Genomic DNA, 25,853 nt, shown 5'->3' on the forward strand with positions numbered 1-25,853 from the left:
CCGGGGGTCGCGGGTTCGAGTCCCGTCCGCTCCGCCACTTATACTAAGCCCGAGTCGAAAGACTCGGGCTTTTTTACGTTTGTATTTTGGTTAATCACGGATTGGAAGCGGCCGCTCAGTGGGTTAGCTTTTTTACCTTGAAAGCTGCGGCCTGCCACGCCGGGGGCGCGCTGGTTGTCGGTGTGGCAGTTTATTTATATAAAGTCCCGTCTGCTCCGCCACTTCTTCGAAAGCCCTGCTAGCAATAGCAGGGCTTTTTACGCCTACTACTAACCCATTTATCATCTATTAATAAATAGACCTCATCTGTTCACTTTTGTGATCTGGCTGTTCATTGTTAACTGTATGTTTTGGTTGTGTGTTTTGTTATTGTCTTGTTGAAAAATAAACAAATGAACGCTCCTAAAAAAGAGTGTCAATCAACGAAAGTAAAGTTAACGAGGTAATTATGTCTGAGTTCGAGATGTTGGTAATGACCGCTCTAGCGTGTGTTGGTATGGGAATGATTGTTGTTGGTCCTGCACTTTTTGCATACGGTCTTTACAAGAAGAAAAAGCTACAAGCTTAATAACAATTTTGTCGCAAATTTTAAAACCTCAGTTGTGTGTTCACCACAACTGAGGTTTTTTATTTTTTTAGATGTTAATGCGTTAGCCTAAACTGGTAATAGTTAATCACAGCTCTGTGCGTAAACGAACATTAATGATAAAGCGGAGTGGGAGGGAATGTTATGCGTCGACTGATGTATGCGCTTGGTATCGTTATGGTTGCGGGGTGTAGCGTGGAGCAATCAGCCTTTCCGGTCGAAATAAATTACACTTGTCCTAAAGGACAGTTTTTTACCGCTCGTTACCCAGACGCTGAGTCAGCGGTGGTATATTACCTAAATGATGTACGAACCTTACGTCATACGCGCTCTGCTTCAGGCGCGCAATATCGAGATGCGAGCGAACAAACTATGCTTTTTACCAAAGGTGATGAAGCAATGTTGGAATGGGATGACTACCGCTTAAATGGTTGCCGGGCTGGGGAGTAAAAGTTTTCGTTCGCGGTAGAATAAATAAGGCGATAGATATAAAAAAGGGCAGTTTTAATCACTGCCCGGTTCGCTAATGACCTGAATCCAGTAGGGAGCGATAAAGTAACACTAATTTAGTGTTACCGAAGGACTCAACATTCACCTATTACTAGGTTATACCAACATGAATTGGTATTACGCATACCGCAACTGGTCTGCGGCATGCGGTTTGGGGGAATCATACGTGAAGGAATTCACGCATTTGTTCCAAGATTGCTTCTGCTTTCTCCTTGCTTTCCATTTCAACAAAGATCCGCAGTAATGGCTCGGTGCCTGAGAAACGTGCCAGTGCCCAGCCGCCATTTTTGAAGTAAACTTTAGCGCCATCGGCATAGCTGACTTTTTCTACTTCTTCGGCAAATTCAGGGAGCGGGCGTTCAACATAAATCTTGTTGTAGAGACGTTCTTTATCCGCAGGTTTAAAGGTGCAATCACCTTCTGCGGTATAGGCGTACCCGTACTTGTCGTAAATTTCATCTAGCATTTCAGACAGCTTCTTACCTGTAACACTGATCATTTCTACCAAGAGGCTAGAGGCGAATACCCCGTCTTTCCCTTTGATGTGACCGCGAATAGTGAGACCGCCTGAGCTTTCGCCGCCCAGTAAGGCATCATCAGCTTCCATTTGTGAACTGATGTGCTTGAAGCCGACAGGTACTTCAAAGCATTTCTCATTGTGCGCTTGTGCAACTTTATCGAGTAAATGGGTAGTGGCGATATTGCGCACCACAGAGCCTTTCCAGCCTTTGTATTCCAGCAGGTAGTAGTAGAGCAGCAGTAAGACTTCATTCGGGTGGATGAAGTTACCTTTTTCATCAATGATCCCAAGGCGGTCTGCGTCGCCATCGGTGCCGATACCAATGTCGTAACCTTCATGCGCCACAATGTGTTTTAGGCGATATAAAGTGGCTGCGTTAGGAGATGGCATCAAGCCGCCAAAGGCGGGGTTTTGTCCGTCGTTGATCACATCGACATCACAGCGCCCTGAAATTAAGACGGTTTGTAAGGCATTTTTGGCAACGCCGAACATAGGGTCAATGACAACGCGAAGGTTGGCACGTTTAATGGCATCAATATCGATAAAGTTAATGATTGAATCGACGAACTCGTTCATTGGGTTGATCACGGTGATCACGCCATCATTTTGTGCTTGTTCAAAGTCGACTGCTTTTACATCTTGAGCGCTGATCTGGGCAATCTGATGCTCAATTTTGCCTGTGATCACTTCATCGGCATCACGGCCCCCTTCAATGAAGACTTTGATCCCGTTGTAATCAGCAGGGTTGTGAGATGCGGTGATACAAGCAGAGTAGGTGGCACCAATCGCTTTAGATTTAAACATCACGATTGGGGTCGGAACGTACTTGTTGATGAAGCTTACAGGGATACCATTGCCAGCTAGCACTTCTGCAAACCAAGCAGCCGCTTTGTCAGATAAGAATCGGCGGTCGTAACCGATCACAAAGCCGTTTTGCTGAACGTTTTCAGCGAGCATAATGTTAGCAAGGGCCTGAGCAACCAAGCGAACATTGTCTTTGGTGAACTCTTCACCGATCAATGCGCGCCATCCCCCTGTTCCAAATTGGATCATGTGGAACTCCTATTTCTCTCGTAGATAGATGGGGCGCAAAGGGCGCCCCAAACTGTTTAACCCATGACTACAGTGACAGTGTTGGTGCTGCCTTCAGGTTGGACAGGGACTGTATCGTCAATGACTTCACCGTTAAGGGTGATGGACTTGATCCCTTTGCTTACACCTTCAGGGTTTTCAACTGTGATGTGATAAGTCGCTCCCAGCCACTGACGTGTGACTTCAAACCCAGGCCAGTCGGTTGGAATACATGGGTCGATGGTAAGGCCATCAAAGCCAGTACGAACACCTAAGATAAAGTTGGTGACTGCAAAGTAAGCCCAACCAGAAGTACCCGTTAGCCAAGGGTGGTTAGCTCGACCATGATTTTGATGGTCACGTCCCATGATGAACTGTACGTACGAGTAAGGTTCTGCAATACGCGTTTCAATCATGTCGTTTTGGTTGTACGGGTTAAGTGCATCATAGAACTTCATCGCACGGTCACCGCGACCTAGCTTGGCTTCAGCAACCCACGCCCAAGGGTTCGGATGCGAGAAGATAGCGCCGTTTTCTTTTACGCCTTGGTAAACGCGAGTAACAAAGCCGATATCATCGTTTGGCGTTGCAAATGATGGTGAGTTGAGGTGTAAACCAAATTCAGAGAATAGGTTTTCATCCACCGCATCCATGGCTTGCTCGCCACGCTCTTGAGATACTGCGCCAGACAATACGGCAAGGGTGTTGGACTCAAGGTGGACACGCCCTTCTTTTTGCTGCGCGGTACCGATCTTGTCACCGTTTTTGGTCAAACCACGGATGTACCAGCCGCCTTCGTCATCCCACAGGTGGGTTTCACAGGCTTCGCGCACATTGGCTGCCATGATGGTGTACTTCTCAACATCTTGTTGCTTGCCAAGGAATTTGGCTAAATCGATAAACTCTTGTAGTGCCCAGAAGTGCAGGAATGACACCATTGAAGACTCACCACCGCCAAGGTTGAGGCAGTCGTTCCAGTCGGCACGAAGTCCTTTACAGATCCCGGTTTGACCCACGTACTCGGCCGAGAAGTCGAGTGCAGCCTTCATGTGTTCGTACACAGTCGCGTCACCGCCATCAGCATACGGGATCACTTCATTGAAGAAGCTATGCTCGCCCGTTTCCATTACGTATTTACAAATGGTCGGTACTAGCCATAAATGGTCGTCAGAGCAAGTATCTTCGATGCCGTGGATCTTGTCGTCATCCGACGGTGTTGGTACCACTGTTGGTGATTTTGATGGGGCAACATCCGCTTTCTCTGGATCGAACCAATCCGGATCAAAGAGGTGGAGACCGTAGCCCGCTTTTACCTGACCGCGTAGCAAATCAACAATGCGTTTGCGGGTCATGGTTGGGTTGGCGTGAGGGACTGAAATCGCATCTTGGGCGGTATCGCGGTAACCCAAACCGGTACGGCCACCGACTTCAATAAAGGAAGCGAAACGCGACCACACCACACAAGTCTCAGCTTGGTATAGGGTCCATGCGTTGATCATGGTATCCAAACCTTGGTTTGGTGATTTTACTTGGAATTTGTCACAGCGCTCATCCCAGTGTGCTTTGATATCAGCAAAAGCGTTGTCGATTTCAGCTAGGTCTTGGTATTTAGTACGCAGACGTTCACCGTTGCCTTTACCAATACCTAGAATGTAAGCAAAACGTACTTCTTCACCCGGTTGGATGGTGAATTGTTTGTGCAGTGAGCCACAGTGGTTATAACAGGTTTGTGCGGTGTTGAAGCAAGTGCCTTGTTCAACTGCAAGCGGGTTTGATTCATCACGGTAGAGACCAAGGAAACTGTCACGTTGACCGTCGTATGAATCTGGGGCAAACGTTGATGCGAGGTAGTAGAAACCTTCGAAGTCGTTGGTGTTGTAGTACAGGTCGTATTCAATGACCCCTTCTTTGTACTCGGTGCCTGCTGAGTACAACGACATCTGGTGGTTTTGGTTATCTGACTGAATGTGGCTGAAAGAGAATTCAACAAACGAGAAGGCACTAATGGTGCGCGGTTTGTTGGAAGTATTTTTGATCACCACATCCCAGATTTCGGCATCTTCGCCTTTTGGCACGAACAACGTTTTCGTGGCTGTGATGTCACTGTATTCACATTTGAATTTAGAGTAAGACAAGCCATGACGCACTTCGTAGTTAGCTTCGTCTAAGCTTTTGGCGACAGGTTGCCATGAGATTGACCAGTAATCTCCCGTTGCATCATCGCGTAGGTAAACATAGTGCCCCGGACGGTCAAAGGTCGCGTTTGGGCGGAACTTGGTCACGCGGTTATATTCAGGCGAGTTGTAGAACGAGTAACCGCCTGCATTTTGTGAAATGACAGTACAGAATTTCTCGGTACCTAGGTAGTTGGTCCAAGGTGCTGGGACATCAGGGCGAGTGATGACATATTCGCGGTTGTCATTATCAAAGTAGCCGTATTTCATGGGTAACAATCCTTTTTCCTGTTCAATGCTGTGTTAATCACAGCGGCGGTACTGAACACCCGCCTGATCTAAATAATGAAGTTGACCGTGAAGACGCGCACTAAAGTCGTCCCATTGTCGTAATTGAGGTTGGCTCCAGCAGACCTCCGCCAGAGCGAGTAGCCGAGGGTAAATCATGTGATCGAATCGCTGCTGAGTGTCGACACGCTCGCACCACAATGCTCCTTGGATCCCCAATAAATGTTGATGGACAGGATCTTGTGGGTCGAGCTCAGCCAAAGGGCGATAGCTGTAAACTTTATCTAGTGGTAATTTTCCAGCCCAATCGACACCCATCTCTTCGGGCGAGTAACCTTGTACCAAGTCGAAATAGGTAAATTGTGCGGGTTGCATGATGACATCAAAGCCAGCTTGGGCAGATTGGAGCCCAGCTTGTTCGCTCAACCACGAATAAATCACGGTTTGGCTATCGACACCGCCGCCTTTGATCACCTCTTCCCAGCCCATCATGCGCTTGCCTTTAGCGCGCAACACTTCGTTGGCAAAGCGCAAGATATGGCTTTGCAATTCCATTGGCTCGCGGTAGCCATGTTTAGCCATGAAGGCTTGGCAAGCAGGGCTTTCCGTCCAAGCGCCGTCAGGAACTTCATCACCACCAATGTGGACATAAGGGGCAGGGAACAGTGCAGCCACCTCAGTCAGCACATTGGTGATGAATTGGTAAGTCCCTGTTAGTGCTGGTGATAAAATATTGTCGGTGTAGTGTTGGGCACCGCTGTATTGCGATTGATCGTCAGGGTCTTGCAGCAATCTAGGTAAGGACTTAAGTGCCGCACGACAATGCCCCGGCATGTCGATTTCAGGGATGATGGTGATCCCACGATCGGCCGCATAAGCGATTAACTCTTTGATCTCGGCTTTGCTGTAGTAGCCGCCGTAGCGCTCACTCAAATGAGAATATTGCGGTTGCAACGCTTCGTTAGGACCACGCCACGCACCGATCTCAGTAAGCTCTGGATAAGCGTCAATCTCAATGCGCCAGCCTTCATCGTCGGTTAAATGCCAGTGGAAAGTGTTGAACTTGTATCGGGCAAGGTGATCGATAAAGGTTTTCAGGCGGCTAAGCGGGTGAAAATGTCGAGCACAATCGATCATCATGCCACGATAACCGTGGTGAGGGTGATCGTTGATATCGACCATAGGGATCGCATAGTGCCCTTGTGGTTCGGCGGTGAGTGGTAGAAGTTGCAATAGACTGGCTGTCGCATGGACAAAGCCTGCTGCATCACTCGCTTGAAGCCAGATCTCTTGTTGCTCAACCAACAGGTGATAGCTACTGGCGGCTAATTGCGAATTGAGCTGATAATGAATATGTCCGGTGCGTTGCAAAGGTAATTGAATATCGCACTGCTGTTCGAGCTCGGCTTGTAACCAGCGGATCGCACCCGCAGCTTCTGGGGCGGCTTGGGCGATCACACAATCGGCAGAGAGCGAGAAAATACCATCAAGCGCGATGAGCTGAGCTGGCTGCGGGATCAAGTTGATCGCTTTAGGCGCAGCTAATGGCGTGGTATAGCGCTCGGTATGCGATAAGCCGAGATCCACCGTGGTCACTTTGACTGGGATCGGCGTGATTTTCTCTCCGGTAGTGGTCGTTGAGAGGAAAGCATCGTTGATACCGTCATCATGGTAGGCAAAGCCATCAGTGTTGATTTCAAACTCGGTGTAGAAACAAGAGTTTGGCGCCAAAGGCGGATTATTAGTTGGGGTAAAAACACAATAGCTGCCGTCTTGTTGCAAGCTACCATGAGTAAAGGAGGCGGCATTGATCTTACGGCTGTTGGCAAAATGAAGTTGCCAATCAAATAGCGCTTGTTCGGTTAAGTTGTGCAAAGTGAGGGCAAAACGAAATGCGGTTTCAGTTTTGGCGATCACTGTCATATCGAGGCGAAAACTCATAATGCCACCTCTTCAAGTGGATAGAGATTATGGTTGCCTTTCGCCATGGCAATGGCACCGTCCATCGCATCCCCTTGTGGATTAGCTATGCGTTGCTGCATGGGTGGGGTTAGCCATGGGTGAATACGTTCAGCGATACTGCCCATCAAGCAAATTTTATCGGTGCCACGTTGGATCAGCGCCTGCATCCACATTTCGATATCAGCGGCGGTTTGTTTTAACATTGCCACCCCGAGTTCATCACCTTGGTTGGCATGGGCGAAGATCTGCGGTGAGAACTGGCCGTAATCACACGGGCGTGCTGTTTTCGACCATTCAACGATGGCGTCGATGTCATGATCGAAATGTGTCAATACGAGCTCGGTAAGTGGGGTCTTCTCACCAATACCGTCAGCGCGCAGTAATACTTGCTGGATCAGCCGTAGCCCCATGACAGCACCGCCCCCCTGATCCGAAATTGGAAACTCTCGACCACCGACCACATGCTGTTCGCCTTGGTGGATCAAAATGCCGCACGAGCCTGTACCCGCAATCAAGATAGCGCCGTCTTGTCCACCCCATGCGCCTAAACAAGCCCCGTAAGCATCGGTGTTAAGGGTTACCGCACCATACGGCATGGCTTGTTGCATGAATGCGTACCACGCACTTTTTTGTTCACCGCCAGCAAGGGCTAACCCGACCGACATGGCTGGGTAATCCTGCTCGCTAAGCCCTGCTTGGCGAGCTGCGGTGGCGATGGCGTCATTGATGGATGTGAGCGCCACTTCGGCACCGAGCAAGATATTGGCGCTGCCAGTTTTGGCTTCACCAAGGAAGTTGCCATTTAGATCGCAGATCCGAGCGCGACAAGAGGTGCCCCCACCGTCTACACCGACGAGATAACGAATGGAATTAGGCATGGTGACGCTCCTTGTATTGCAATGTGATCGCGAGTAAGTACCAAGCGCCATGTGGGAGCCATTGTTCCCCCCAGCGCCAATTTTGTAGCATGTCGTCTTTGTGTGGCTCGGGGTTGAACGCGATATCACGTTCATTTTCAAAGCCAGCAGTAATGCCGTTGCAGATCCCCCCTTTGGCATTGAAGAAACCAAGGTGTGGCAGGTAATCTGGGTTGTTACTGCCATGGCCGTCGAGCATCGACATGTCGAATGGGTTAAGACCAACAATCCAGTTCAGCGCTTGGTGACCATAGTCTTTCAGCGCATGCTCTAGCACGGGATCGTTAGCATAGGTTTGAGCCATGAAAGCCATGCTGGCAAGTGATGCGATACGGGCATTTTCACCTTGCCACCAGTAGCCAGTTTCATTGTGGTGAGGAACAAAAAAGGCGCTTTGTTTTTCACCATCAACCGCTTTGGTGTATTGGCGTGGGTAGCCAAACGGGTTGGTGACTTCTTGGGTGATATCCAGCTCAAACTGTAAGGCGTTTTGCAGTACGGTTGCGGCTTGTAGGTAAAGGGTATTATCACTTTCGATGCTGAGATAGCGCATCAAGGCGATGGCTGGCAGTCCGGCTTCCGCGGCATGAAAATACGGGCGACTGCCGTCTAAGTTCGCCGACCAAAAGTGCTGTTGCTGTTGATCCGAGTGTTGACGACGCATTAGACGTTGCGCCCATTGGCGCGCCTCATCAAGAAAGACGGTTTGTTCGCTGGCTTTGAATAGCTCAACACACGCCATTAGAGCGCAGTATTCATCAATGATGTTCTCTTCGCCGTCATCAAGGTACTGGGTGTTGTGCTCTTTAAGGTGCCAGTAGCCTTTGCAAGCGGCAGCAAGGTAATCGAGACTAGAGACAGGCGATTGGGGCGAAACCCGAGCGACTGAGTGTAACTGGCTTAATTGTGCGGTTGCTGCCAGTGCCGCAATCGCCATCCCGCCGCCTTGACGGAATCCGGCTTGATAATCGGCAGTTTTGTGGCCGTCTTGCGAGTAGTAAGCGCAAATGTCGCGTTGGTTGGTTTTCTTACTCCACTTATCAAACACCGTCATGTAGAAGAACCCTTGTGGCGCTTGCATCCGTAATAGGAAATCGGCGCCGAAGGTGGCTTCTTCTAATAAGCGAACTCGAGTGAAATCGGCAACTTGAGACTCATCTTCCAGTTGGCTGTACGCATGCGCCATGTTCCAGACCACCATAGGGATCTGTTGTGGGTTGAAGAAGTTAGCGTAAGAAAGGTGGCTAAAGTATTTGCTGACATCGCCAGAGGCGTCGTACCAACCGCCGTGAACATCCACGGTATCTTCGCTATCGAGTAGCGGCGCAGTGCGATCGGCGTGGTCGTATTGCCCGCTACAACGCTGGGATTTGAAGTAATGTAATACATCGCTAAAAGTACGGTACATCAGTAAGCCTTGACCGATTTGGAATGGCTTCGAGGTGTATTCACCGACTTTTAAGCAGTAGTCACCGTCCTCTTGGTAGTCGCTAAAGTCGACGCGGTAGAGTTCTCCGGTGTGCCATTGATCGACTGAGCCGCAGTGCTCAATGGGCAGCTGTAGGATTGCTTCGCCATCAGAGCTGCGAATAAGCTGCGCATGGTGGTGTGGGCATTCAGTTTGGGTCTGAATAAGGGCGTGTTTTACGCCAATGCGCTCGTAGCCAAGATGATTGATTAACAGCTGCATGGTTCCTCCTTGGTTGTCGGTACAGCGGACAACCAGTACGTCGATAATGGTTTGAGTCCCTAGACCCAAGTCTTGGGTCTAGGTTGTTGGTTAGTGATCAGCTTTCGTATAAGTAACAACGCACAAAGTGGTTGTCAGACAACTGGGTGACTGCCGGTAACTGCTCGCGACATTTATCGCTGGCGTGGGTACAGCGCCCCGCGAATGGGCAGCCCAAACTTTCAGGTGTCCATAGTGGAATTTCACCTTTGTTACCTTTGAGTTTTTCGTGGATCGACTTGCTCGGATCGGGCACCGCAGACACCAGCAGTTGGGTGTAGGGGTGCTGTGGATCGTGAATGATTTCTTCGGTATCACCCCATTCCACCATGTGGCCGACGTACATTACGGCCAAGTCTTCCGCAATGTAGCGCGCTGTTGCGATATCGTGGGTGATGTAGAGCAGCGCCATTTCACGCTCGAACTTCATCTCTTCCATCAGGTTTAACACCCCGGCACGGATAGATACATCCAGCATCGAGGTTGGCTCGTCGGCCAGTACCACTTCAGCACCGACTGCAATGTTGCGCGCTAAGTTAACGCGCTGACGTTGACCGCCCGATAACTGGTGTGGGTATTTTTCGGCGGTCTCTTTCGGTGGAATAAGACCTACCTGTTCAAGTAGAGCGTAAACACGCTCTTCCAGCTCTTTTTTATTGCTGCCGCTAACCTTGTTGTGGATCAGCAGTGGGCGGGCAATGTGGTGAAAAATAGTATGGGTAGGGTTTAGTGACCCGAATGGGTCTTGCCATACCATTTGTACGCCTTGACGGTATTCCATTAGCTGGTGGTGCTTATTAATGTCGGCAATGTCTTTGCCGTAGTACTCAATGTGACCCGCTGTTGGGGCATACATCTTGGCAATCATTTTGGCAGTGGTTGATTTACCTGAGCCAGATTCACCGACAACAGATAAACCACGGCTTTTGTACATTTTGAACGAGACATCGTTGATGGCGCGCATCATCGATTTTTTCAAAGAGTTACTATTGACGGGAAAATCTTTGACTAGATTTTTCCCCTCAATGATTGGTGATCCCGTTGGCTTGCTCATCATGTTTCCTTACTTAATTCTTGTTATTAACTGCTTTTATTGAATAAGTGGCAGTTTGAAAAACGGTTTGGCTCTAGCTGGCGTAGCTGGGTAGGGATGCTAGAGCAAGCGCTGTGTACCTTGTTACAGCGCGCTTGGAAACGGCAACCTTGTGGTACTTCCAATAGGTTTAGTGGGTTGCCAGGGATCCCCGTTAAGCGAGTTTTTGGTCCGGTTAACGGTGGGAATGAACTGCCTAAGCCTTCAGTGTAGGGATGGAAAGGCTGTTCTAGGATTTGTTTTGATGGCGCCACTTCGACCAGTTCACCCGAGTACATGATGCCGATGCGATCAGAGAACTCGACCATCAACGACAAGTCGTGAGTGATGAACAAAATAGAGAAACCAAACTCTTCTTTGAGGGCGTAGATCTTTTGGAGGATCTCGCGCTGTACGACCACGTCTAGTGCGGTGGTTGGTTCGTCCATGATGATCATTTTCGGATTCAAGGCGAGGGCAATCGCGATCACCAAGCGCTGACGCATACCGCCCGAAAATTGGTGCGGGTAATCGCGCAGACGATCAGGGTGAATATCAACAATTTCCAACAAACCTTGTGCTCGACGGATTGCGTCTTGGCGGCTTAAGTTGGTGTGACGCATGATCACGTCACAGAATTGCTCTTCCATCGTCAGTACTGGGTTGAGCGCGTTCATTGCGCTCTGGAATACCATCGAAATTTCGCTCCAGCGGAAGGCGGTCATTTCCGCCTCGCTGAATTTCAAAATATCGCCACGACCATCGAAAATCACTTCACCGCCAGTGATGAATGCGGGTGGCTTATGTAAGCGCATTAGCGAGAAGGCGACGGTGGATTTACCACACCCAGATTCGCCTGCTAGGCCAAAGATTTCACCTTTACCAATATCAAAGCTGACGTTGTTTACCGCGCGGACATCGCCCGCGTCGGTAATGTAATCTACGCAAAGATTACGGATGGAAATTTGTGGATTGGTCATTATTTCTCTCCTCCTTGCAGCGCAGGCTGTGGAGCTTCAGTCATTGCAGGCGCTTGTTCTTTTTGCTTATTGGCAAGGTTTTTCCAGCGACGCATACCTTTGTGTGAACGAAGTTGTGGGTTCGCAATTTCATCAACCGCGAAGTTCAATAGCGCAAGACCTACCGCGATGAACGTCAGGGCAAGACATGGCACTAATAGCTCCCACCACGCACCCACTAACATGGATGATGAGGTTTGTACGTTGTAGAGCATGATGCCCCAGCTGATGGTGTTCGGGTCACCAAGACCTAAGAACGATAGGGTTGCTTCAGTCATGATGGCTAGCATCACAGAGCCGATGAAGCTCGCGCCGACAATCGAAATCAGGTTAGGCAGAATTTCAACGAAGATGATGCGAATTGGTGATTCACCTAGCACCTCTGCGGCTTTGATAAACTCTTTTTCACGGATGGACAGGGTTTGTGCTCGGACAACCCTTGCACCCCATGCCCAGGAGGTTATACCGATAACAATGGCGATGGTGACTGGCCCTGCTTCACCAATGAAGGCGGCAATAACGAACAACAGCGGTAACTGTGGGATTACCAGCATGATGTTCATGGCGGCGGATAGGATGTCATCGACACGACCACCAAAGTAACCGGCTGACACACCAATCACGGTAGCTAGGAAACACACCATTAAACCAGCGCCAAAACCAACCGCCAGCGAGGTACGTGCGCCGTACACTACTTGTGACCACACATCACGGCCCATACGCGTGGTGCCTAGAACGTGCTCTGCCTTTTTCGACATACGTAGAGTACGTTTGCTGTCGGCTAGGTTGGTTGCCACCCAGCCATCAGGGCTGCTTTGCGCGGCTTTAACTACGAATGCTGGGTATTCGTGAGGATTGCCCGTTTTCTTACTTGGTGAATGCTGGGTGATCACGGGTGCAAAAATAGCGCCCAGAATAAAGACGGTGATGATGACTAAACCAATTAGCGCCTTGGTGTTACTTGATAAGAGCTTAATTAAACCTTTCATGATTATTTGCCTCCCTTACGTAGGCGTGGGTCGAGTGCCACGATGAGGATGTCGGCCATAAAGTTAAAGAACAGCATGAACATGGTCATGATAAGTAGCTGACCTTGAAGAACTTGGTAGTCACGCGCTTTGATTGCGTTAAGTAGCACGGTACCTAGACCTGGGTAGTTGAAGATCATCTCGATGATAAGCTGACCACCGATAGCCATACCCAATGCCATGGATAATGCCGTCACACTTGGCAGCATGGCGTTACGAGCCGCGTAGTTGAACACCACTCGACGCTCGCTCAGACCCTTACCTTTAGCCATGGTGATGTAGTCTTCGTTGAGCAAGTTGATCATGTTGTTACGCATGTTGATCAAGAAGCCGCCGACCTGAATGATGGTGGCACAGAACAGAGGCAGTACGGCGTGGTACGCTACGTCTTTCAAGAAGGCAAAGCTTGTCCAATCAGGAATGGTGCCTGCGGTGTAGGCGTAAGTAGATGGGAACCAGCGTGTACCAATAGCGAAGGTGTACAGTACCAACATGGCAACAACCACTGGTGGTACGGCTTGGACAACCATCATCCCTGGAGAGATAAAGGCATCGTATTTACTGCCGCGTTTCCAAGCCGCATAAATACCTAGGATAGAACCTAGACAGAAAGCCAAGATAACCGCGGTGCCCGCTAGGAATAATGACCAGCCAACGGCACCAGCCATTACATCATTAACTGTTTGTGGGAAGGTTTGGATTGAGATCCCTAGATCCCAAGACAAAATCCCTTTGAGGTAAATAAAGTATTGTTGGTAGATAGGTCCATCAACAAAGCCCAATAGCTCCTTCATGGCAGCAATACGCTCAGGCGTTACTTGCACTGAGGCATTGGCAAACATCATGGTCACTGGGTCACCCGGCATCGCACGAGGCAGAATGAAGTTCAGTGTTATCGCGAATAAAAGCGCTATCAGATAAAAAGATAACCGTCGTAAAAAGAATCCCATAACTCACACCTTAATCATCTAGCATTTAATCCCTGTGCTAGATTCAGGACAGAAATCCCCCTGACGCAAAGCGCCATAAAATCAATAGAGAGGGGGAAGAGGCGGTGTGCAAGGTGCACACCGCAAGTTAGTACCTAAATTAGGCTTTAGGTTTTAGATCAAGTACTTGTAGCAGACGTTCTTGCGTATTAGTGATAGGCATTGGACGACCTTTCGGATTCTTCTCATTCCACCAGCCACTGAAGCGTGCGGTGTTGTATTGAGAAGTGTACGCACCAGACATAACAGGAACCGTTACTTGGTTCTTAGCGATAATGTCTTGGATCTTATGCGCCATCTTCATTTGCTCGTCGCGGTCTGCAGTTTTGTAGAAACCGTCAAGTAGCTTGTCTAGTTCCGCACTGCTCCAGTAGTGAAGAGCGAAACGAGGCATACCTTCATTGGCTTGGAAGCGAGAGTGGTAGCCGCTATCCCAGTAAGTGTAAGGATCCGCACCGTGGAAGTAGTTGGTGTAAGCTACATCGTAAGTCGCATCTAGCATTGCTTGGTTGTATACCGAGAAGTCAGGCGTACTTGCTTTCGCTTTGATACCCACTTCTTCTAGCATTTCCACACTTAGCTGAACTGTGTTGTTGAAGTCAGTCCAACCGTTAGGTGATTGAATAACAAGCTCAAGTTTCTTACCTGATGGCGTTTCAACGAAGCCGTCACCGTTGCGGTCTTTAAAGCCCGCTTTTTTCAGTAGTGCTTTCGCTTTTTCAACGTTGTAAGTCATGAATGGCTTGTACTTGTTATGTACTTTTTCATCAGACCAAGACTCAAATGCTTGACCAAGACCTGATGCGTAGTCATTCACGACACCGCCACCGTAGAACGCGATATCGATGATAGTTTCACGGTCGATAGCCATAGAGAACGCATGGCGGAAGTCGATGTTGTTGATCGCTTCGTTGTTACCTGCGTTAGGCGACTTGTAGTTGAACATGAATGCCTGCGTACCGCCTGCTGGGTACCAGTATTTGTTGTTTGGACTTGCTGCCGCGTAAGTGCTGTCTACATCAGGAATGAAAGAGTAAGTCCAGTCGAACTTGCCGCTTAGTACCTGACCTAGGAATTGGTCGTTACCTGCTACTTGAGGTAGGCGTAGACAGTCAACTTCTAGATTGCCGTTGTCCCAGTAGTTAGGGTTACGACATTGGGTGTATAGCTGTGGCGTAAAGGTTTCGATTTCAGTGAAAGGACCAGTACCCACTGGGTTTTCATTGGTAAAGCGTGTTGGATCTTTAACTTTACTCCAGATGTGTTTCGCAACAACCGATACTTTAGAGATCAGGTAAGGTACGTTTGAGTTCGCTTCCGTTAGCTCAAAGGTTACTTTATCGCCTGATGCTTTAACTGCTTGTAAACGTTGGTTGATACCAGTGCGGTCAAGCTCTGGGTGCTTCTTAAGCATATCGAAAGTGAAGGCAACGTCTTGCGCAGTAAATGGCTTACCGTCAGACCATTTCACACCATCACGGATTTCAAATGTCACTTTCATTAGGTCGTCAGACATGTAGTAGTCTTTCGCCAAACGCATGACAGGTTGGTTACCTTTCAGCTCATTAAATACCACTAATGGCTCGTAGATGAAATCTTGTGAGGTATCTAGTTGGGTTTGTAGGTAAGGGTTAAAGTTACGAACAAATGTAGGGTAGAACTTAGGTACCATAGTTAGTTCACTACGTTCAGCCGCTGAGGCAATCGGTGCCGTAAAGACTGTAGTAGCTGCGGCAACGACCGCGAGTGCTAACTTGGTTTTCTTAATATTGGCAAGCATAGCTGTTCCTTACTTGTGCTTAGTTTCACTTATGGAAATATGTTCCCATTGGAATACATTGAACCCACTATGAATCAACCAATCTTGGTTCATTCAAATGGCCGTGTAGGCTCTCAGTGATACTAAGGAAACGCTTGATTGAGGAAATCGTCAATCAGCACTCTCGTCAAAAACGTTAAAACCCGTCAAAGCCACGTTAAAAACGTTATTTTCCGTTTATGGGGCACTTTCCCCGCTTTTATGAACTGTGTCGTACATCACGTTTGCTCTAGGTTGTTACATGTTGAATGTAAGTGACTGCTAACTTTTTATCCCTCTATTAATGAGCTTTTAGGCTGGCTTTGAATGTTTATGTGATGTAACTCAATAGCCTTTATTGAGTTAATTCCTTTCGGAAAATTTATTGTCAGAATTTGTTGTGATTCGCTTCTCATAAACCACAATATATTTCGCAGTTGGTGCTTGAATACCTGAAATGTTGGTTTTTTCGCCCATAACAGATGACGGATTTTTGCTTAGTATTGGCGTGATGAATGCCTTTTTTAAACGGTTGAATTAATCATCTTAGGCGCAAAAAATTCGCTATTAGCATGAGTGAAGAAAGTGGCTTTTCAGGCTGTGAGGCTTGGTATTGGTACCTTTTTCATTAGCCATTGGTTTTGTCTTAAGAGGAAGAACTGCGCTTGGCGTGTTTTTTTTGGGGCTGAAAGGAGGCGTAAAAAAGGTTGGATAACAGGGGCAAAGGGACAAGTAGCCAAGTATCGAAGTAACCAAGTACCTGAGTACCCAAAGACGGACGAGAGGCAGTGATGGCCACTAAAAAGCCCGCATCAGGTGCGGGCTAGATAAGGTGCTGGAAAACTTGCAATGTACGCGATAGCGGCCTTACTGGGTGATGAGATGCTGGAGGCGGTCGCGCATATCGATTAAGTTTTGTTGCTGGTGCGGATGCTCGCCACAGCGGTCGATCACAAAGTTAATGGTACTGAGCACGGTTCGCCAGCGCGGTGTCTTTGGCAGAGTTTCCACATGCAGGTACTTATCCAGAGTACGAGTTTGTAGCGTACTGCGGTCGAGGTACACGCGCCATAAACCGCTTTCTTCTGCTAAATCGAACTTGGTCTTCTGGCTGGTTTCTTCCCATGTCGTTAAGGTGGTTTTCATCACATCAACCAACAACTCGCGCACGATATTGCCTTTATCTTTGCTGGTATTACCAAGCTTGTCGGCAAGGCGAGTAAATTCACCGCCCAGTTCGCGTAGTTGCTGGAGGTTGTTTTTATCGCCATCAAAAGCAAAGCCAGAGAGCACATCAATGGCATTTTCTAACTCGGTGATACGGTGCTGTGCTGATGGGCCGAGTTGATCGAAGATGAACATCCGTTTGAGCCCTGACTCTTCTGGTAAGTTAATGACATCGGTATCAAGGGCTTTCAGCTCATCGCCAATGCGGAAGGTCAGTTGACCATTAAAATGGTGACTCGCACTGATATCGTCTGGTAGGTGCGTCAGCAAAACATCATCGATGGTGTGGCGTTCGAGTTGCTCTGGTGCGCGCTTGAATAGCTTGCCAGCAGCGGCGTTAGCGTAGCGGATCCGACCTTGATTCTGGACACAGATGATCGCTTCGCTGGTGGACTCAAGTAGCCCCAGTAAGCGGGTTTGGGTTTCCAGTAACCCTTCTTCGACCTGTTCGCGGCGACTGATTTCTTGCTGCAAGGCAACATTGTGTTGGCGTGCTTGTTCGGTCTTACCTGCTTGAATATGGGCGCCAATCCGTGCGATTAACTCTTCTTTGTTAAACGGTTTAGCCAGATAGTCGTTGGCACCACACTCAAAGCCTTTGACACGGTCTTGAACTTGCCCGAGTGCTGATAGCATGATGATAGGTAACTCGCGCAAATCATACTGCTGGCGAAGTTGTTGGCATACCTCATAGCCGCTCATTTCAGGCATCATAATGTCTAACAAGATCAACGCTGGTTGATGCTGTTCCATCAATGACAGGGCTTGAGGACCACTTTCGGCGGTTAGCACGCGATACCCTTCGAGGCGTAAGAAGTTGTTGAGCACTTGCAGGTTAACAGGCTCATCGTCAACCACTAACAGTAGCTCTCCGTCTGGGTTGGTTGGCAGTGATTCATCTTTACAGCTTGCCATGCTCACCGACGGCGCTTGGAAATGGCGACTTTGTTCTAGTTGGCTATCGGCAATGTCTTCTTTGCTTGCCAAATTGAGAGTAAAGCTAAAGGTTGCCCCAACCATAGGTTGGCTACTGACGTACAAACGCCCGCCCATTAACTCGATAAGCTGGCGGCTGATTGAAAGCCCTAATCCCGCGCCTTGGCGATAGTGCGCTGAGCCTGTATTGGCTTGGATCAAGGGCTCAAAAATATGCTCAAGTTGCTCTGGTGGGATCCCTTGGCCTGTATCGACCACCTGAACGCGCAATTGGTTCTCAAGCACGGTAGCTGAGAGCACGATTTTCCCTTCAGAGGTGTACTTAATTGCATTGCCGATCAGGTTATACAGTACTTGCTCTAGGCGCTGCTCATCGGCCAATACTGGCGGTAGATCAGCTGGGATTTGATTGATGATGCGAATGGGCTTATCACCAACAAGGTGGCGCGATAACTCAAGCACCAAGTGGGTTGCTGAAGACAGATCGACGGCTTGTTTGGTGATATCGAGATCGCCATAGCGCATCTTGTGGTAATCGAGCAGATCGTCCACCAAGTTCGTTAAACGCTGACCACTGTTGATCAGCATTTCCAGTTGGCGACGTTGTGAGGCTTGCAGCGGTCCATTGGCGCCAGCCAGTAATGATTCGGCAATACCGACCATGCCATGCAGTGGCGTACGTAGCTCGTGCGAAGTGGTGGCAAGGAATTCATCTTTGAGTTTATCGGTAACTTGTAATTCTTCGTTTTGCTTTTGGATCACTTGCAGGCTTTGCTCAAGCTCGGTGTTTTGTTCGCGGATCAAGCCAATCTTTTCGCGAATGGAGCGCTGCATGCGGGCAAAGCTGGTGGCGAGACGCCCAATCTCATCACTGCGCTCGGTGCCTTCGATTTTTTGGTCGAGATCGCCTGCGGATACTCGCTCAGCAGCCCATGTTAAACGTAGTAACGGCGCGGTGATCGAGTTAGAGAGTAGGTGCGAGGCAATGATAACCAGCACGATGGCGGTGATCATCGCAACTAAGAAGATCTTCTCAAGTTGACGAATGCGAGCAAAAGCATCTTCTTCAGGCAGTTCAACTACCAACGCCCAGGTATTACCAAGAACGTCGATCGGTGAAAAAGCGCTGAGTACCGGTTTTTGGCTGAAGTTAAGGAAGCTACCGACACCAGTATTGCCTTCGAGTGCTTGGCTGATGCTTTCACTATTGAGGGCGTCATGGCTATCGAGGGTAGTGACGATCCGCTGCTGGTGGTCACTGCCGACAAGCAGGGTTTGCACTACGTTGCTGGTTGGCGTGGAGTCAGCCAGTAGATCGCTGATTTTGTCGTTCGTGAGCTCAAAGAACACATAGCTATGCAGATAGCCTTGCTGGATCACTGGCGCGGCAAACCAAGCTGTGAGTGAGTCGCTTTTGCTCGAAGGGGCCGTGAAATCAGTAAAGGCGATAGGTACTTGCTCTGGCTGTGCTTCAATATTGCGGCTTTGAGTACGAATGGCTTGAAAGGTACGGCTAAGGGCTGAGCCTTCAAAACGAACGTCGTTCAAGCCGATGCCAAATCGCTCTGGGTGATTGACTGAGTAAACCACGTTGCCTTTGATATCGACCAGCATGATGTCGCTAAAATCGGAGCGTTTTAAGTATTCTTCGAATGCCCAATGGTAGCGTTTGTGCATCAAGCGGTAGCGTTCGTGACCAATGTAGTTGGTGTTGTTCGCATTGCTGACTTTGCCTTTTTCGGTCAGGGTTTGGGTGAAGTATTGGCTGCGATTATTATCGTCGAGTTTGCTTGGCAGCTCACCGAGTTGGTGAAATGCACCCACTAAGCCATAGAAGCGCCCACCACTGGCATTGGCAAGCTCTGAACGGGCAAAGCTTTGTGCTTCTGATTCTTTAGCCTCAAAAAAGTTAGTCAGTTGTTTCTTCTTGTTATCAAGTAACGAGGCAAGGTGAGTCGTGCTTTGCTCAACCAAATCCTTGGTATGAGAGTTCATGAAAAACAGTGCCGACAGCGTTAATGGTGTAATGCTGAGCACCAAGAAAGCGATCATTAACGTATTTTGCAGACGCTTAAATTGGGTGGAGTTCTTCATTGATTAACCTGTAACGAGATACGTTTTGGCTGATTATGAGCAATAAGCACATTTAACAGACTGGGCGTTAATCGGGTCAGTCAGCAAGAAAATGCGCATTGATACAACTGCTTAGCACATACGTATCTGAGTAATGTTTTGACGTTTTCTGCGTAATAGAAAGGCAATGCGTGACAGCTCAATATCCCTGCAAGCGCGCATTACAGAGTTGTTATACTGAGTTTTTTTGCAGGATCAAGCAAGTGGCGTAGGAAGCGTGTGTTAAAACACAAAATTGACGGTCTTAACGGAGGTAAGCCGTAAGAAATGACGGAATTGAGGGAGCAGGCTAGCCGAAACTAGCCTGTTCAGTGCTATTTTTTCGCGGCGTAAATGTTAAATTTATTAGTACGCGCAGTGGTACGGCACTCGCCAAGGCTCGCTTCAATCAGCGGCGGGTACTGGAGGAAGCTGTTGGCTACAATGATCAACTCACCATCGCTTTCTAGGTGCTGAGGTGCTTGAGCAATAAAATCTTCCGTTGCTGCGTAGAAGGTTTTTAACCCAGCGTGGAATGGTGGGTTACTGATCAGGTAGTTATAGCTACCCGGTAGCTCGGCGTACACATCGGTTGCGGTGAATTTTGCACTCAAGTTATTGATGCGGAAGGTCTCTTGTGCCGATGCAATCGCCAATGCGCTGATATCACACAGCTCCAAATCGATGCTTGGATTGTTGGCTTTCATTACCGCGCCAATCACGCCTGCACCACACCCAAAGTCGAGTACCTTACCCGACAGTGACGGTAGGTTATCGAGCAGTAGCTCTGAACCTTTATCGAATTCACCGTGGCTAAATACGCCAGGTAGTGAGCGGATGGTGATTTCAGTACCTGCGACAGTGAGCGGGTAGTTACGGAACCAATCGGCTAAGTTGAATGGTTTCGCTGGTTGGTCGCAGCGACCCCAGTAAAAACTACAACGACGGGCTGAGTCGTATTTGGTCAGTGGGCCGTAATCGCGGAACATTTTTTCTGCGCTACGCACGCCACTGCGGTTTTCACCCACGATACACACTTCTGTGTCTGTACCAAATTTTGCCAGCAGCATAGAAAGCAGGAAGTCAGCTTCGGCTTTAGCTTTTGGCCAGTACAACAGGATCATGTCGATATCGAGATCGTCAGTTAGCTCGGCACCAAAGTAGCTTTGTACTTTTTGGTGGCGGTTCATTTGACGGTGGTAGCCGTAATTGGTGGTGAAAACAGCCACTGATTGCGCGATGTTCACTAAAGCTGCTGGGTAGTCATCACTGAGTTCACCGGCAACGAGAACTTTACGGTTATCAAAAAACTCCAGTTGGCGAGCAACGACTTGGCTGGCAGCGGAATAAGACATATTGGGCCTCAATTAAACATCACGAAGGGCGCGAATTGTTCCACAAAATGGGCGTTAAAGAAAGCAAAGCCGCCACCAGAGCGGTGGCGGCAAGATAGGCTAGCTTCGGTCTTGCTGTTCAAGGAAGTCTTTGAACTCCACTTCGTACATATGAAAGAGCACGGCGGTAACGGCAAAGATGATCGGGCCGTAAATCATCCCGATCAAGCCGAACAGGTGCAGACCCCCTAAGATCGAGAAGAAAATCAGCAAGGTATTCATGCTGGAGTTACCTTGCATCAATAACGGTCGTAACACGTTATCAATCGAGCCCACGACAATCACACCCCATGCCGCAAGGAAGAGTGCCCATTCCCATTGGTTGATCAGTAATAGGTAAATCGATGCTGGTAGCCAGATCAATGCGGTGCCGACCACAGGAATGAAGGAGGCAAATGCCATCATTGAACCCCAGAACAGCGCAGGGAAGCCGGCAAGCCACATTGCAAAACCACCGACAATACCTTGGACAATTGCGGTTAAGAAGGCGCCCAGTACTGCAGATTTGGCAACTTGCTCTACTTCGTTAAGAAGCGTGTCTTCTTGGCTACGCGAAAGAGGGATGATCATCCGCAAAGTGGCGACCATTTTCTCGTGATCACGCAACAGGAAGAACAACACAAACAGCATCAGCAAGAAGCTGACCAAGAAATTAGTGGCATCGCCTAACAGTTTGGCACTCATGTTTAATAGTTGAGTCCCGAATTTGGATGCGGCAGCGGCAATTTTCTGGATCACCACCTGAGCATCCACACTATCAAATGGCGAGTATTTATCGATTAGGCCAAAAGCGGTTTGGGCATACGGGTGGTTGAGCATCTGCTCAGCGCCGCCATTGGTTAACCAGACATAGCTGTCTTTAGAAAAGCTAGTACCTTGCTGAATGATGGAAGCAAATACCACTAGTAGTGGGATCACTATGATGAAGGTTAGCAAGGTACAGGACAAAATTGCCGCGCTGTTGGGGCGGTTTGGCATGCGTGCTTCAATTTTGGCGTGAAGCGGGTAGTACAGCAGCGAAATAATAAAGCCCATGACAATAGGCCCGAGATAAGGCTCGATGAGGCGATAACTCGCATAAGCGGCAATGGCTAATGCGATCATCAACATCCAGTGTCGGGGTTCGGCTTTGAATGGTTTTGGCACGCGGGTGTCCTTATAGTCGAAATACTGTACAGAGTTGACGCTTATCATCGCATCAAACGGTGGCTATGCAATAGCGAAAAAATAATAAAAAACATCATTCTTGTCTCGGTGATAATGCAAGGCGTATAGTTGATGCGTCAGACATTTATTGTAGAAGGTGGAAGTAATGGGCTGCTGTGAGAATAATTGCGATCAGAAGCGCAAACGTCGCCTGCCATTAGCGGTGTGGGTTTTGTTGGGACTCGCTGTGCTAGCTGTGGTGTTTTGGCGCTAGAAAAGAAAACGCCACGCAAATGCGTGGCGTTAAAGTATTAGCTTGAGTCAAAGCGATTATGCTTTTGCTTCTTCCGCTAGAGTTGCAAATGCACGATCGGCTGCCGCTAGGGTTGCTTCAATTTCTTTGTCGCCGTGTGCTAGCGAGGTGAAGCATGCTTCGTATGCAGAAGGCGCTAGGTAAACACCGTTCTTCAGCATTAGGTTGAAGAAGCGCTTGAAGCGCTCGATGTCACACTTAGTCACGTCTTGGTAGCAAGTTACTGTTTCGTCTGTGGTGAAGAAGAAACCGAACATTGCGCCCACTTGGTTAGTTGCTAGTGGGATACCGTGTTTTTCAGCCAGTGCTTTGAAGCCGTCAGCCAGTGCTTTAGTGGTGTTCGCTAGACGTTGTTCGTTACCTTCTTCGGTTAGCACGGTTAGACATGCATGACCTGCTGCCATTGCTACAGGGTTACCAGACAGGGTGCCTGCTTGGTAAACAGGACCGGTTGGTGCAACGTATTGCATCACGTCTTTACGACCACCGAATGCGCCAACTGGCATACCGCCACCGATCACTTTACCTAGTGTGGTTAGGTCTGGCTTGATGTTGTAGTAACCTTGCGCGCCACCGTGAGAAACACGGAAGCCTGTCATTACTTCATCAAGGATCAGTAGTGCACCAAACTCGTCACAGATCTCGCGTAGACCTTCTAGGAAGCCCGGTACAGGTGGAATACAGTTCATGTTGCCTGCTACTGGCTCAACGATGATACATGCCACGTCTTCTGGGTTTTCGGCAAACACTGCGCGTACTGACTCAAGGTCATTGTAAGTACAAGTTAGAGTGTGTTTTGCGAAATCTTCAGGTACACCCGGTGAGCTTGGTTGACCTAGGGTCAGGGCACCAGAGCCCGCTTTAACCAGTAGGCAGTCTGCGTGACCGTGGTAACAACCTTCAAACTTGATGATTTTGTCACGGTTAGTGAAACCACGCGCTAGACGGATTGCACTCATGGTTGCTTCAGTACCTGAGCTTACCATGCGCACTTGTTCCATTGATGGTACTAGGCGCGACACCATTTCTGCCATGGTGATTTCCATTTCAGTTGGTGCACCAAAGCTAAGGCCACGCTGAGCAGCGCTGATCACAGCATCGCGGATCGCAACGTGGTTGTGACCAAGAATCATAGGACCCCATGAGCCAACGTAATCAATGTACGCTTTACCATCAGCATCAAAGATGTAGGCACCATCAGCACGTTCAATAAACAGTGGGCTACCGCCAACGCCTGCGAAAGCGCGAACAGGTGAGTTAACGCCACCAGGGATGGCTTGTTGTGCTTTGGCAAATAATTCTGCTGATTTGCTCATAAGTCTTGTCCTATTAAATGATTTAAGCTGCGGCATTGTACCCAAAGGAAAAGCCCTAGTGCTAGGGATGTTTGTCACCATTTGACGGATCTTTTTGATTTTTTCCTGCCCAATTATCTCAGTTTTACTATCTTTTACACTGCATACTCGGTGAGCGATCAGTGATGGAAAGCTAGTTTTCAACATTGTTTGTGTAAATTTATAGATGTATTGGTTAGGCTTGCCGCCAGCACATATTGCATTATTTTTCAGTTAATGCTGGCTGCTATTTCATAATCTTTATCTATCCTTTCTGCTGTAACTAACTAATACGGTTAAACCATGACGGAACCTGCTCAACCTCAGGCGGCCAAAGGGCGTCGCCAGCCAACGCGCCTTGTGCGGCGTTTTTTATCGCAAGATAAAACCCCAGTTTCAGTGTTATTACTTGCCGCCATTGTGGGTTTGATCGCCGGCCTGATGGGAACTTTGTTTGAAATCGGCGTGCACTGGGTTTCCGAGCAGCGGACAGATTGGTTGCGCGATGCGATCAGCAGTAATTTACCTTTGTGGTTCACCGCGTTTGTGGTGAGTGCCGGCCTTGCGTTTATCGGCTACTTTTTGGTGCACCGTTTTGCGCCGGAAGCGGGAGGTTCGGGGATCCCTGAAATTGAAGGGGCGATGGATGACATTCGCCCTGTGCGCTGGTGGCGAGTACTGCCAGTGAAATTTTTTGGTGGTTTAGGCGCATTAGGCTCGGGGATGGTGTTAGGGCGTGAAGGGCCGACTGTCCAGATGGGTGGTAATGTGGGGCGCATGATTTCTGATATTTTCCGCCTTAAAGATAAAGAAGGTCGTCATGCCTTGTTAGCCTCGGGTGCTGCGGGTGGCTTGGCGGCAGCTTTTAATGCGCCCATGGCGGGGATCATGTTTGTGGTTGAGGAAATGCGCCCGCAGTTTCGCTACAGCCTGATTTCGATTAAGTGCGTGATGATCTCTGCGATTGTTGCCAACATTGTTTTCCGGAGCATCAAAGGTCAAGATGCGGTGATCACCATGCCGCAATACGATGCCCCAGTGCTAACCTCGCTGTGGCTCTTTCTGATCTTAGGGATGTTCTTTGGTGTATTTGGGGTGATCTTCAATCGCTTGGTGACCCTAGCCCAAGATTTGTTTGCCAAGATCCATAAAAATGACCGTCGTCGATACCTCATTACCGGCACTTTACTCGGTGGCTGTTTTGGTTTGCTACTGCTGTACCTACCTGAGCTAACGGGTGGGGGGATTGCTATTATTCCTGATGCGACCAACGGTAAATACAGTGTTAGCTTATTACTGATTTTATTCTTGGCGCGTGTAGCGACGACCTTATTGTGTTTTGGCTCTGGTGCGCCGGGTGGTATTTTCGCACCTATGCTGGCATTGGGGACCTTGTTCGGTACTTTCTACGGTTCATTGGTGCAAATGGCTTTTCCTGAATTTGGTTTAGAGCCGGGTATTTTTGCTATTGCAGGTATGGGGGCGCTATTTGCCGCTACCGTGCGTGCGCCGATTACTGGGATTTTGCTGGTTATTGAAATGACCAATAACTATCATCTGATCGTGCCGCTGATCATTACCACTTTGGGCGCCACTATGTTGGCGCAAGTGTTAGGTGGCAAGCCGATTTACTCTCAGCTCTTGCATCGGACGATAAAAAAAGAAAAACTACGCGAAGAGGTGGTCAATACTTGAACGTGCTAGTCAGGTATTAGATAATCCGCTTAA

At 48.7% G+C, this 25,853-nt stretch carries 16 protein-coding genes; 2 read left to right on the forward strand and 14 right to left on the reverse strand.

Annotated elements, in window-relative coordinates; all coding sequences use genetic code 11:
* The first annotated feature begins 730 nt into the window (after nt 1-730).
* A complete protein-coding gene (locus tag A3K86_RS10925) occupies nt 731-1,036 on the forward strand; it encodes an MliC family protein (RefSeq protein ID WP_068330933.1) in 306 nt (101 codons plus the stop codon).
* A 220-nt stretch (nt 1,037-1,256) separates the two neighbouring features.
* Here A3K86_RS10925 and A3K86_RS10930 read toward each other — a convergent pair whose 3' ends face one another.
* From A3K86_RS10930 to hemL, 14 genes are all read right to left on the reverse strand, one after another.
* Nucleotides 1,257-2,669, reverse strand: a complete 1,413-nt coding sequence (locus tag A3K86_RS10930) for a phosphoglucomutase/phosphomannomutase family protein (RefSeq protein ID WP_068330934.1) — start codon at nt 2,667-2,669, stop codon at nt 1,257-1,259.
* A 56-nt stretch (nt 2,670-2,725) separates the two neighbouring features.
* Nucleotides 2,726-5,131, reverse strand: coding sequence for a GH36-type glycosyl hydrolase domain-containing protein (locus A3K86_RS10935; protein ID WP_068330935.1), 2,406 nt, complete (start codon nt 5,129-5,131; stop codon nt 2,726-2,728).
* A 33-nt stretch (nt 5,132-5,164) separates the two neighbouring features.
* A complete protein-coding gene (locus A3K86_RS10940; protein WP_068330936.1) occupies nt 5,165-7,090 on the reverse strand; it encodes a beta-N-acetylhexosaminidase in 1,926 nt (641 codons plus the stop codon).
* Nucleotides 7,087-7,977: a glucosamine kinase nucleotide-binding domain-containing protein gene (locus A3K86_RS10945; RefSeq protein ID WP_415860034.1), complete on the reverse strand. Its 891-nt coding sequence runs from the start codon at nt 7,975-7,977 to the stop codon at nt 7,087-7,089. The genes A3K86_RS10940 and A3K86_RS10945 overlap by 4 nt, the downstream gene beginning before the upstream one ends.
* A 4-nt stretch (nt 7,978-7,981) precedes the next feature.
* A complete protein-coding gene (locus A3K86_RS10950) occupies nt 7,982-9,718 on the reverse strand; it encodes a glycoside hydrolase family 9 protein (protein ID WP_068330938.1) in 1,737 nt (578 codons plus the stop codon).
* A 97-nt stretch (nt 9,719-9,815) separates the two neighbouring features.
* Nucleotides 9,816-10,811, reverse strand: a complete 996-nt coding sequence (locus A3K86_RS10955; protein ID WP_068330939.1) for an ABC transporter ATP-binding protein — start codon at nt 10,809-10,811, stop codon at nt 9,816-9,818.
* 26 nt (nt 10,812-10,837) lie between these two features.
* Nucleotides 10,838-11,809 carry an ABC transporter ATP-binding protein gene (locus A3K86_RS10960; protein WP_068330940.1) on the reverse strand — a complete coding sequence of 324 codons (972 nt, stop codon included), beginning with the start codon at nt 11,807-11,809 and terminating at the stop codon, nt 10,838-10,840.
* Nucleotides 11,809-12,837, reverse strand: coding sequence for an ABC transporter permease (locus A3K86_RS10965; protein WP_068330941.1), 1,029 nt, complete (start codon nt 12,835-12,837; stop codon nt 11,809-11,811). The genes A3K86_RS10960 and A3K86_RS10965 overlap by 1 nt, the downstream gene beginning before the upstream one ends.
* A gap of 2 nt (nt 12,838-12,839) precedes the next feature.
* Entirely contained in the window at nt 12,840-13,826 is a 987-nt protein-coding gene (locus A3K86_RS10970) for an ABC transporter permease (RefSeq protein ID WP_068330942.1), read from the reverse strand.
* A 139-nt stretch (nt 13,827-13,965) separates the two neighbouring features.
* Nucleotides 13,966-15,645: an ABC transporter substrate-binding protein gene (locus A3K86_RS10975; protein WP_068330943.1), complete on the reverse strand. Its 1,680-nt coding sequence runs from the start codon at nt 15,643-15,645 to the stop codon at nt 13,966-13,968.
* Nucleotides 15,646-16,530: 885 nt separating this feature from the next.
* Complete coding sequence (locus A3K86_RS10985; protein WP_068330945.1) at nt 16,531-19,920, reverse strand: response regulator; 3,390 nt, start codon at nt 19,918-19,920, stop codon at nt 16,531-16,533.
* Between the two features lie 353 nt (nt 19,921-20,273).
* Entirely contained in the window at nt 20,274-21,293 is a 1,020-nt protein-coding gene (rsmC, locus tag A3K86_RS10990) for a 16S rRNA (guanine(1207)-N(2))-methyltransferase RsmC (RefSeq protein WP_068330946.1), read from the reverse strand.
* Between the two features lie 99 nt (nt 21,294-21,392).
* The gene (locus tag A3K86_RS10995; RefSeq protein WP_084406577.1) at nt 21,393-22,478 is read right to left on the reverse strand and encodes an AI-2E family transporter; all 1,086 of its coding nucleotides are present in this window, start codon (nt 22,476-22,478) and stop codon (nt 21,393-21,395) included.
* A gap of 330 nt (nt 22,479-22,808) precedes the next feature.
* Nucleotides 22,809-24,107: a glutamate-1-semialdehyde 2,1-aminomutase gene (gene hemL / locus A3K86_RS11000; RefSeq protein WP_068330947.1), complete on the reverse strand. Its 1,299-nt coding sequence runs from the start codon at nt 24,105-24,107 to the stop codon at nt 22,809-22,811.
* 321 nt (nt 24,108-24,428) lie between these two features.
* Here hemL and clcA point away from each other — a divergent pair, with 321 nt between their 5' ends.
* The gene (gene clcA, locus A3K86_RS11005; RefSeq protein ID WP_068330948.1) at nt 24,429-25,820 is read left to right on the forward strand and encodes a H(+)/Cl(-) exchange transporter ClcA; all 1,392 of its coding nucleotides are present in this window, start codon (nt 24,429-24,431) and stop codon (nt 25,818-25,820) included.
* Nucleotides 25,821-25,853 lie beyond the last annotated feature (33 nt).

It is taken from the genome of Photobacterium jeanii (assembly GCF_001650345.1).
GTDB classification, from domain to species: domain Bacteria; phylum Pseudomonadota; class Gammaproteobacteria; order Enterobacterales; family Vibrionaceae; genus Photobacterium; species Photobacterium jeanii.

Coding starts and splice junctions, on each gene's coding strand:
- A3K86_RS10925 (WP_068330933.1), top strand. CDS start 731: ATGCGTCGACTGATGTATGCGCTTGGTATCGTTATGGTTGCGGGGTGT.
- A3K86_RS10930 (WP_068330934.1), bottom strand. CDS start 2,669: ATGATCCAATTTGGAACAGGGGGATGGCGCGCATTGATCGGTGAAGAG.
- A3K86_RS10935 (WP_068330935.1), bottom strand. CDS start 5,131: ATGAAATACGGCTACTTTGATAATGACAACCGCGAATATGTCATCACT.
- A3K86_RS10940 (WP_068330936.1), bottom strand. CDS start 7,090: ATGAGTTTTCGCCTCGATATGACAGTGATCGCCAAAACTGAAACCGCA.
- A3K86_RS10950 (WP_068330938.1), bottom strand. CDS start 9,718: ATGCAGCTGTTAATCAATCATCTTGGCTACGAGCGCATTGGCGTAAAA.
- A3K86_RS10955 (WP_068330939.1), bottom strand. CDS start 10,811: ATGAGCAAGCCAACGGGATCACCAATCATTGAGGGGAAAAATCTAGTC.
- A3K86_RS10960 (WP_068330940.1), bottom strand. CDS start 11,809: ATGACCAATCCACAAATTTCCATCCGTAATCTTTGCGTAGATTACATT.
- A3K86_RS10965 (WP_068330941.1), bottom strand. CDS start 12,837: ATGAAAGGTTTAATTAAGCTCTTATCAAGTAACACCAAGGCGCTAATT.
- A3K86_RS10970 (WP_068330942.1), bottom strand. CDS start 13,826: ATGGGATTCTTTTTACGACGGTTATCTTTTTATCTGATAGCGCTTTTA.
- A3K86_RS10975 (WP_068330943.1), bottom strand. CDS start 15,645: ATGCTTGCCAATATTAAGAAAACCAAGTTAGCACTCGCGGTCGTTGCC.
- A3K86_RS10985 (WP_068330945.1), bottom strand. CDS start 19,920: ATGAAGAACTCCACCCAATTTAAGCGTCTGCAAAATACGTTAATGATC.
- rsmC (WP_068330946.1), bottom strand. CDS start 21,293: ATGTCTTATTCCGCTGCCAGCCAAGTCGTTGCTCGCCAACTGGAGTTT.
- hemL (WP_068330947.1), bottom strand. CDS start 24,107: ATGAGCAAATCAGCAGAATTATTTGCCAAAGCACAACAAGCCATCCCT.
- clcA (WP_068330948.1), top strand. CDS start 24,429: ATGACGGAACCTGCTCAACCTCAGGCGGCCAAAGGGCGTCGCCAGCCA.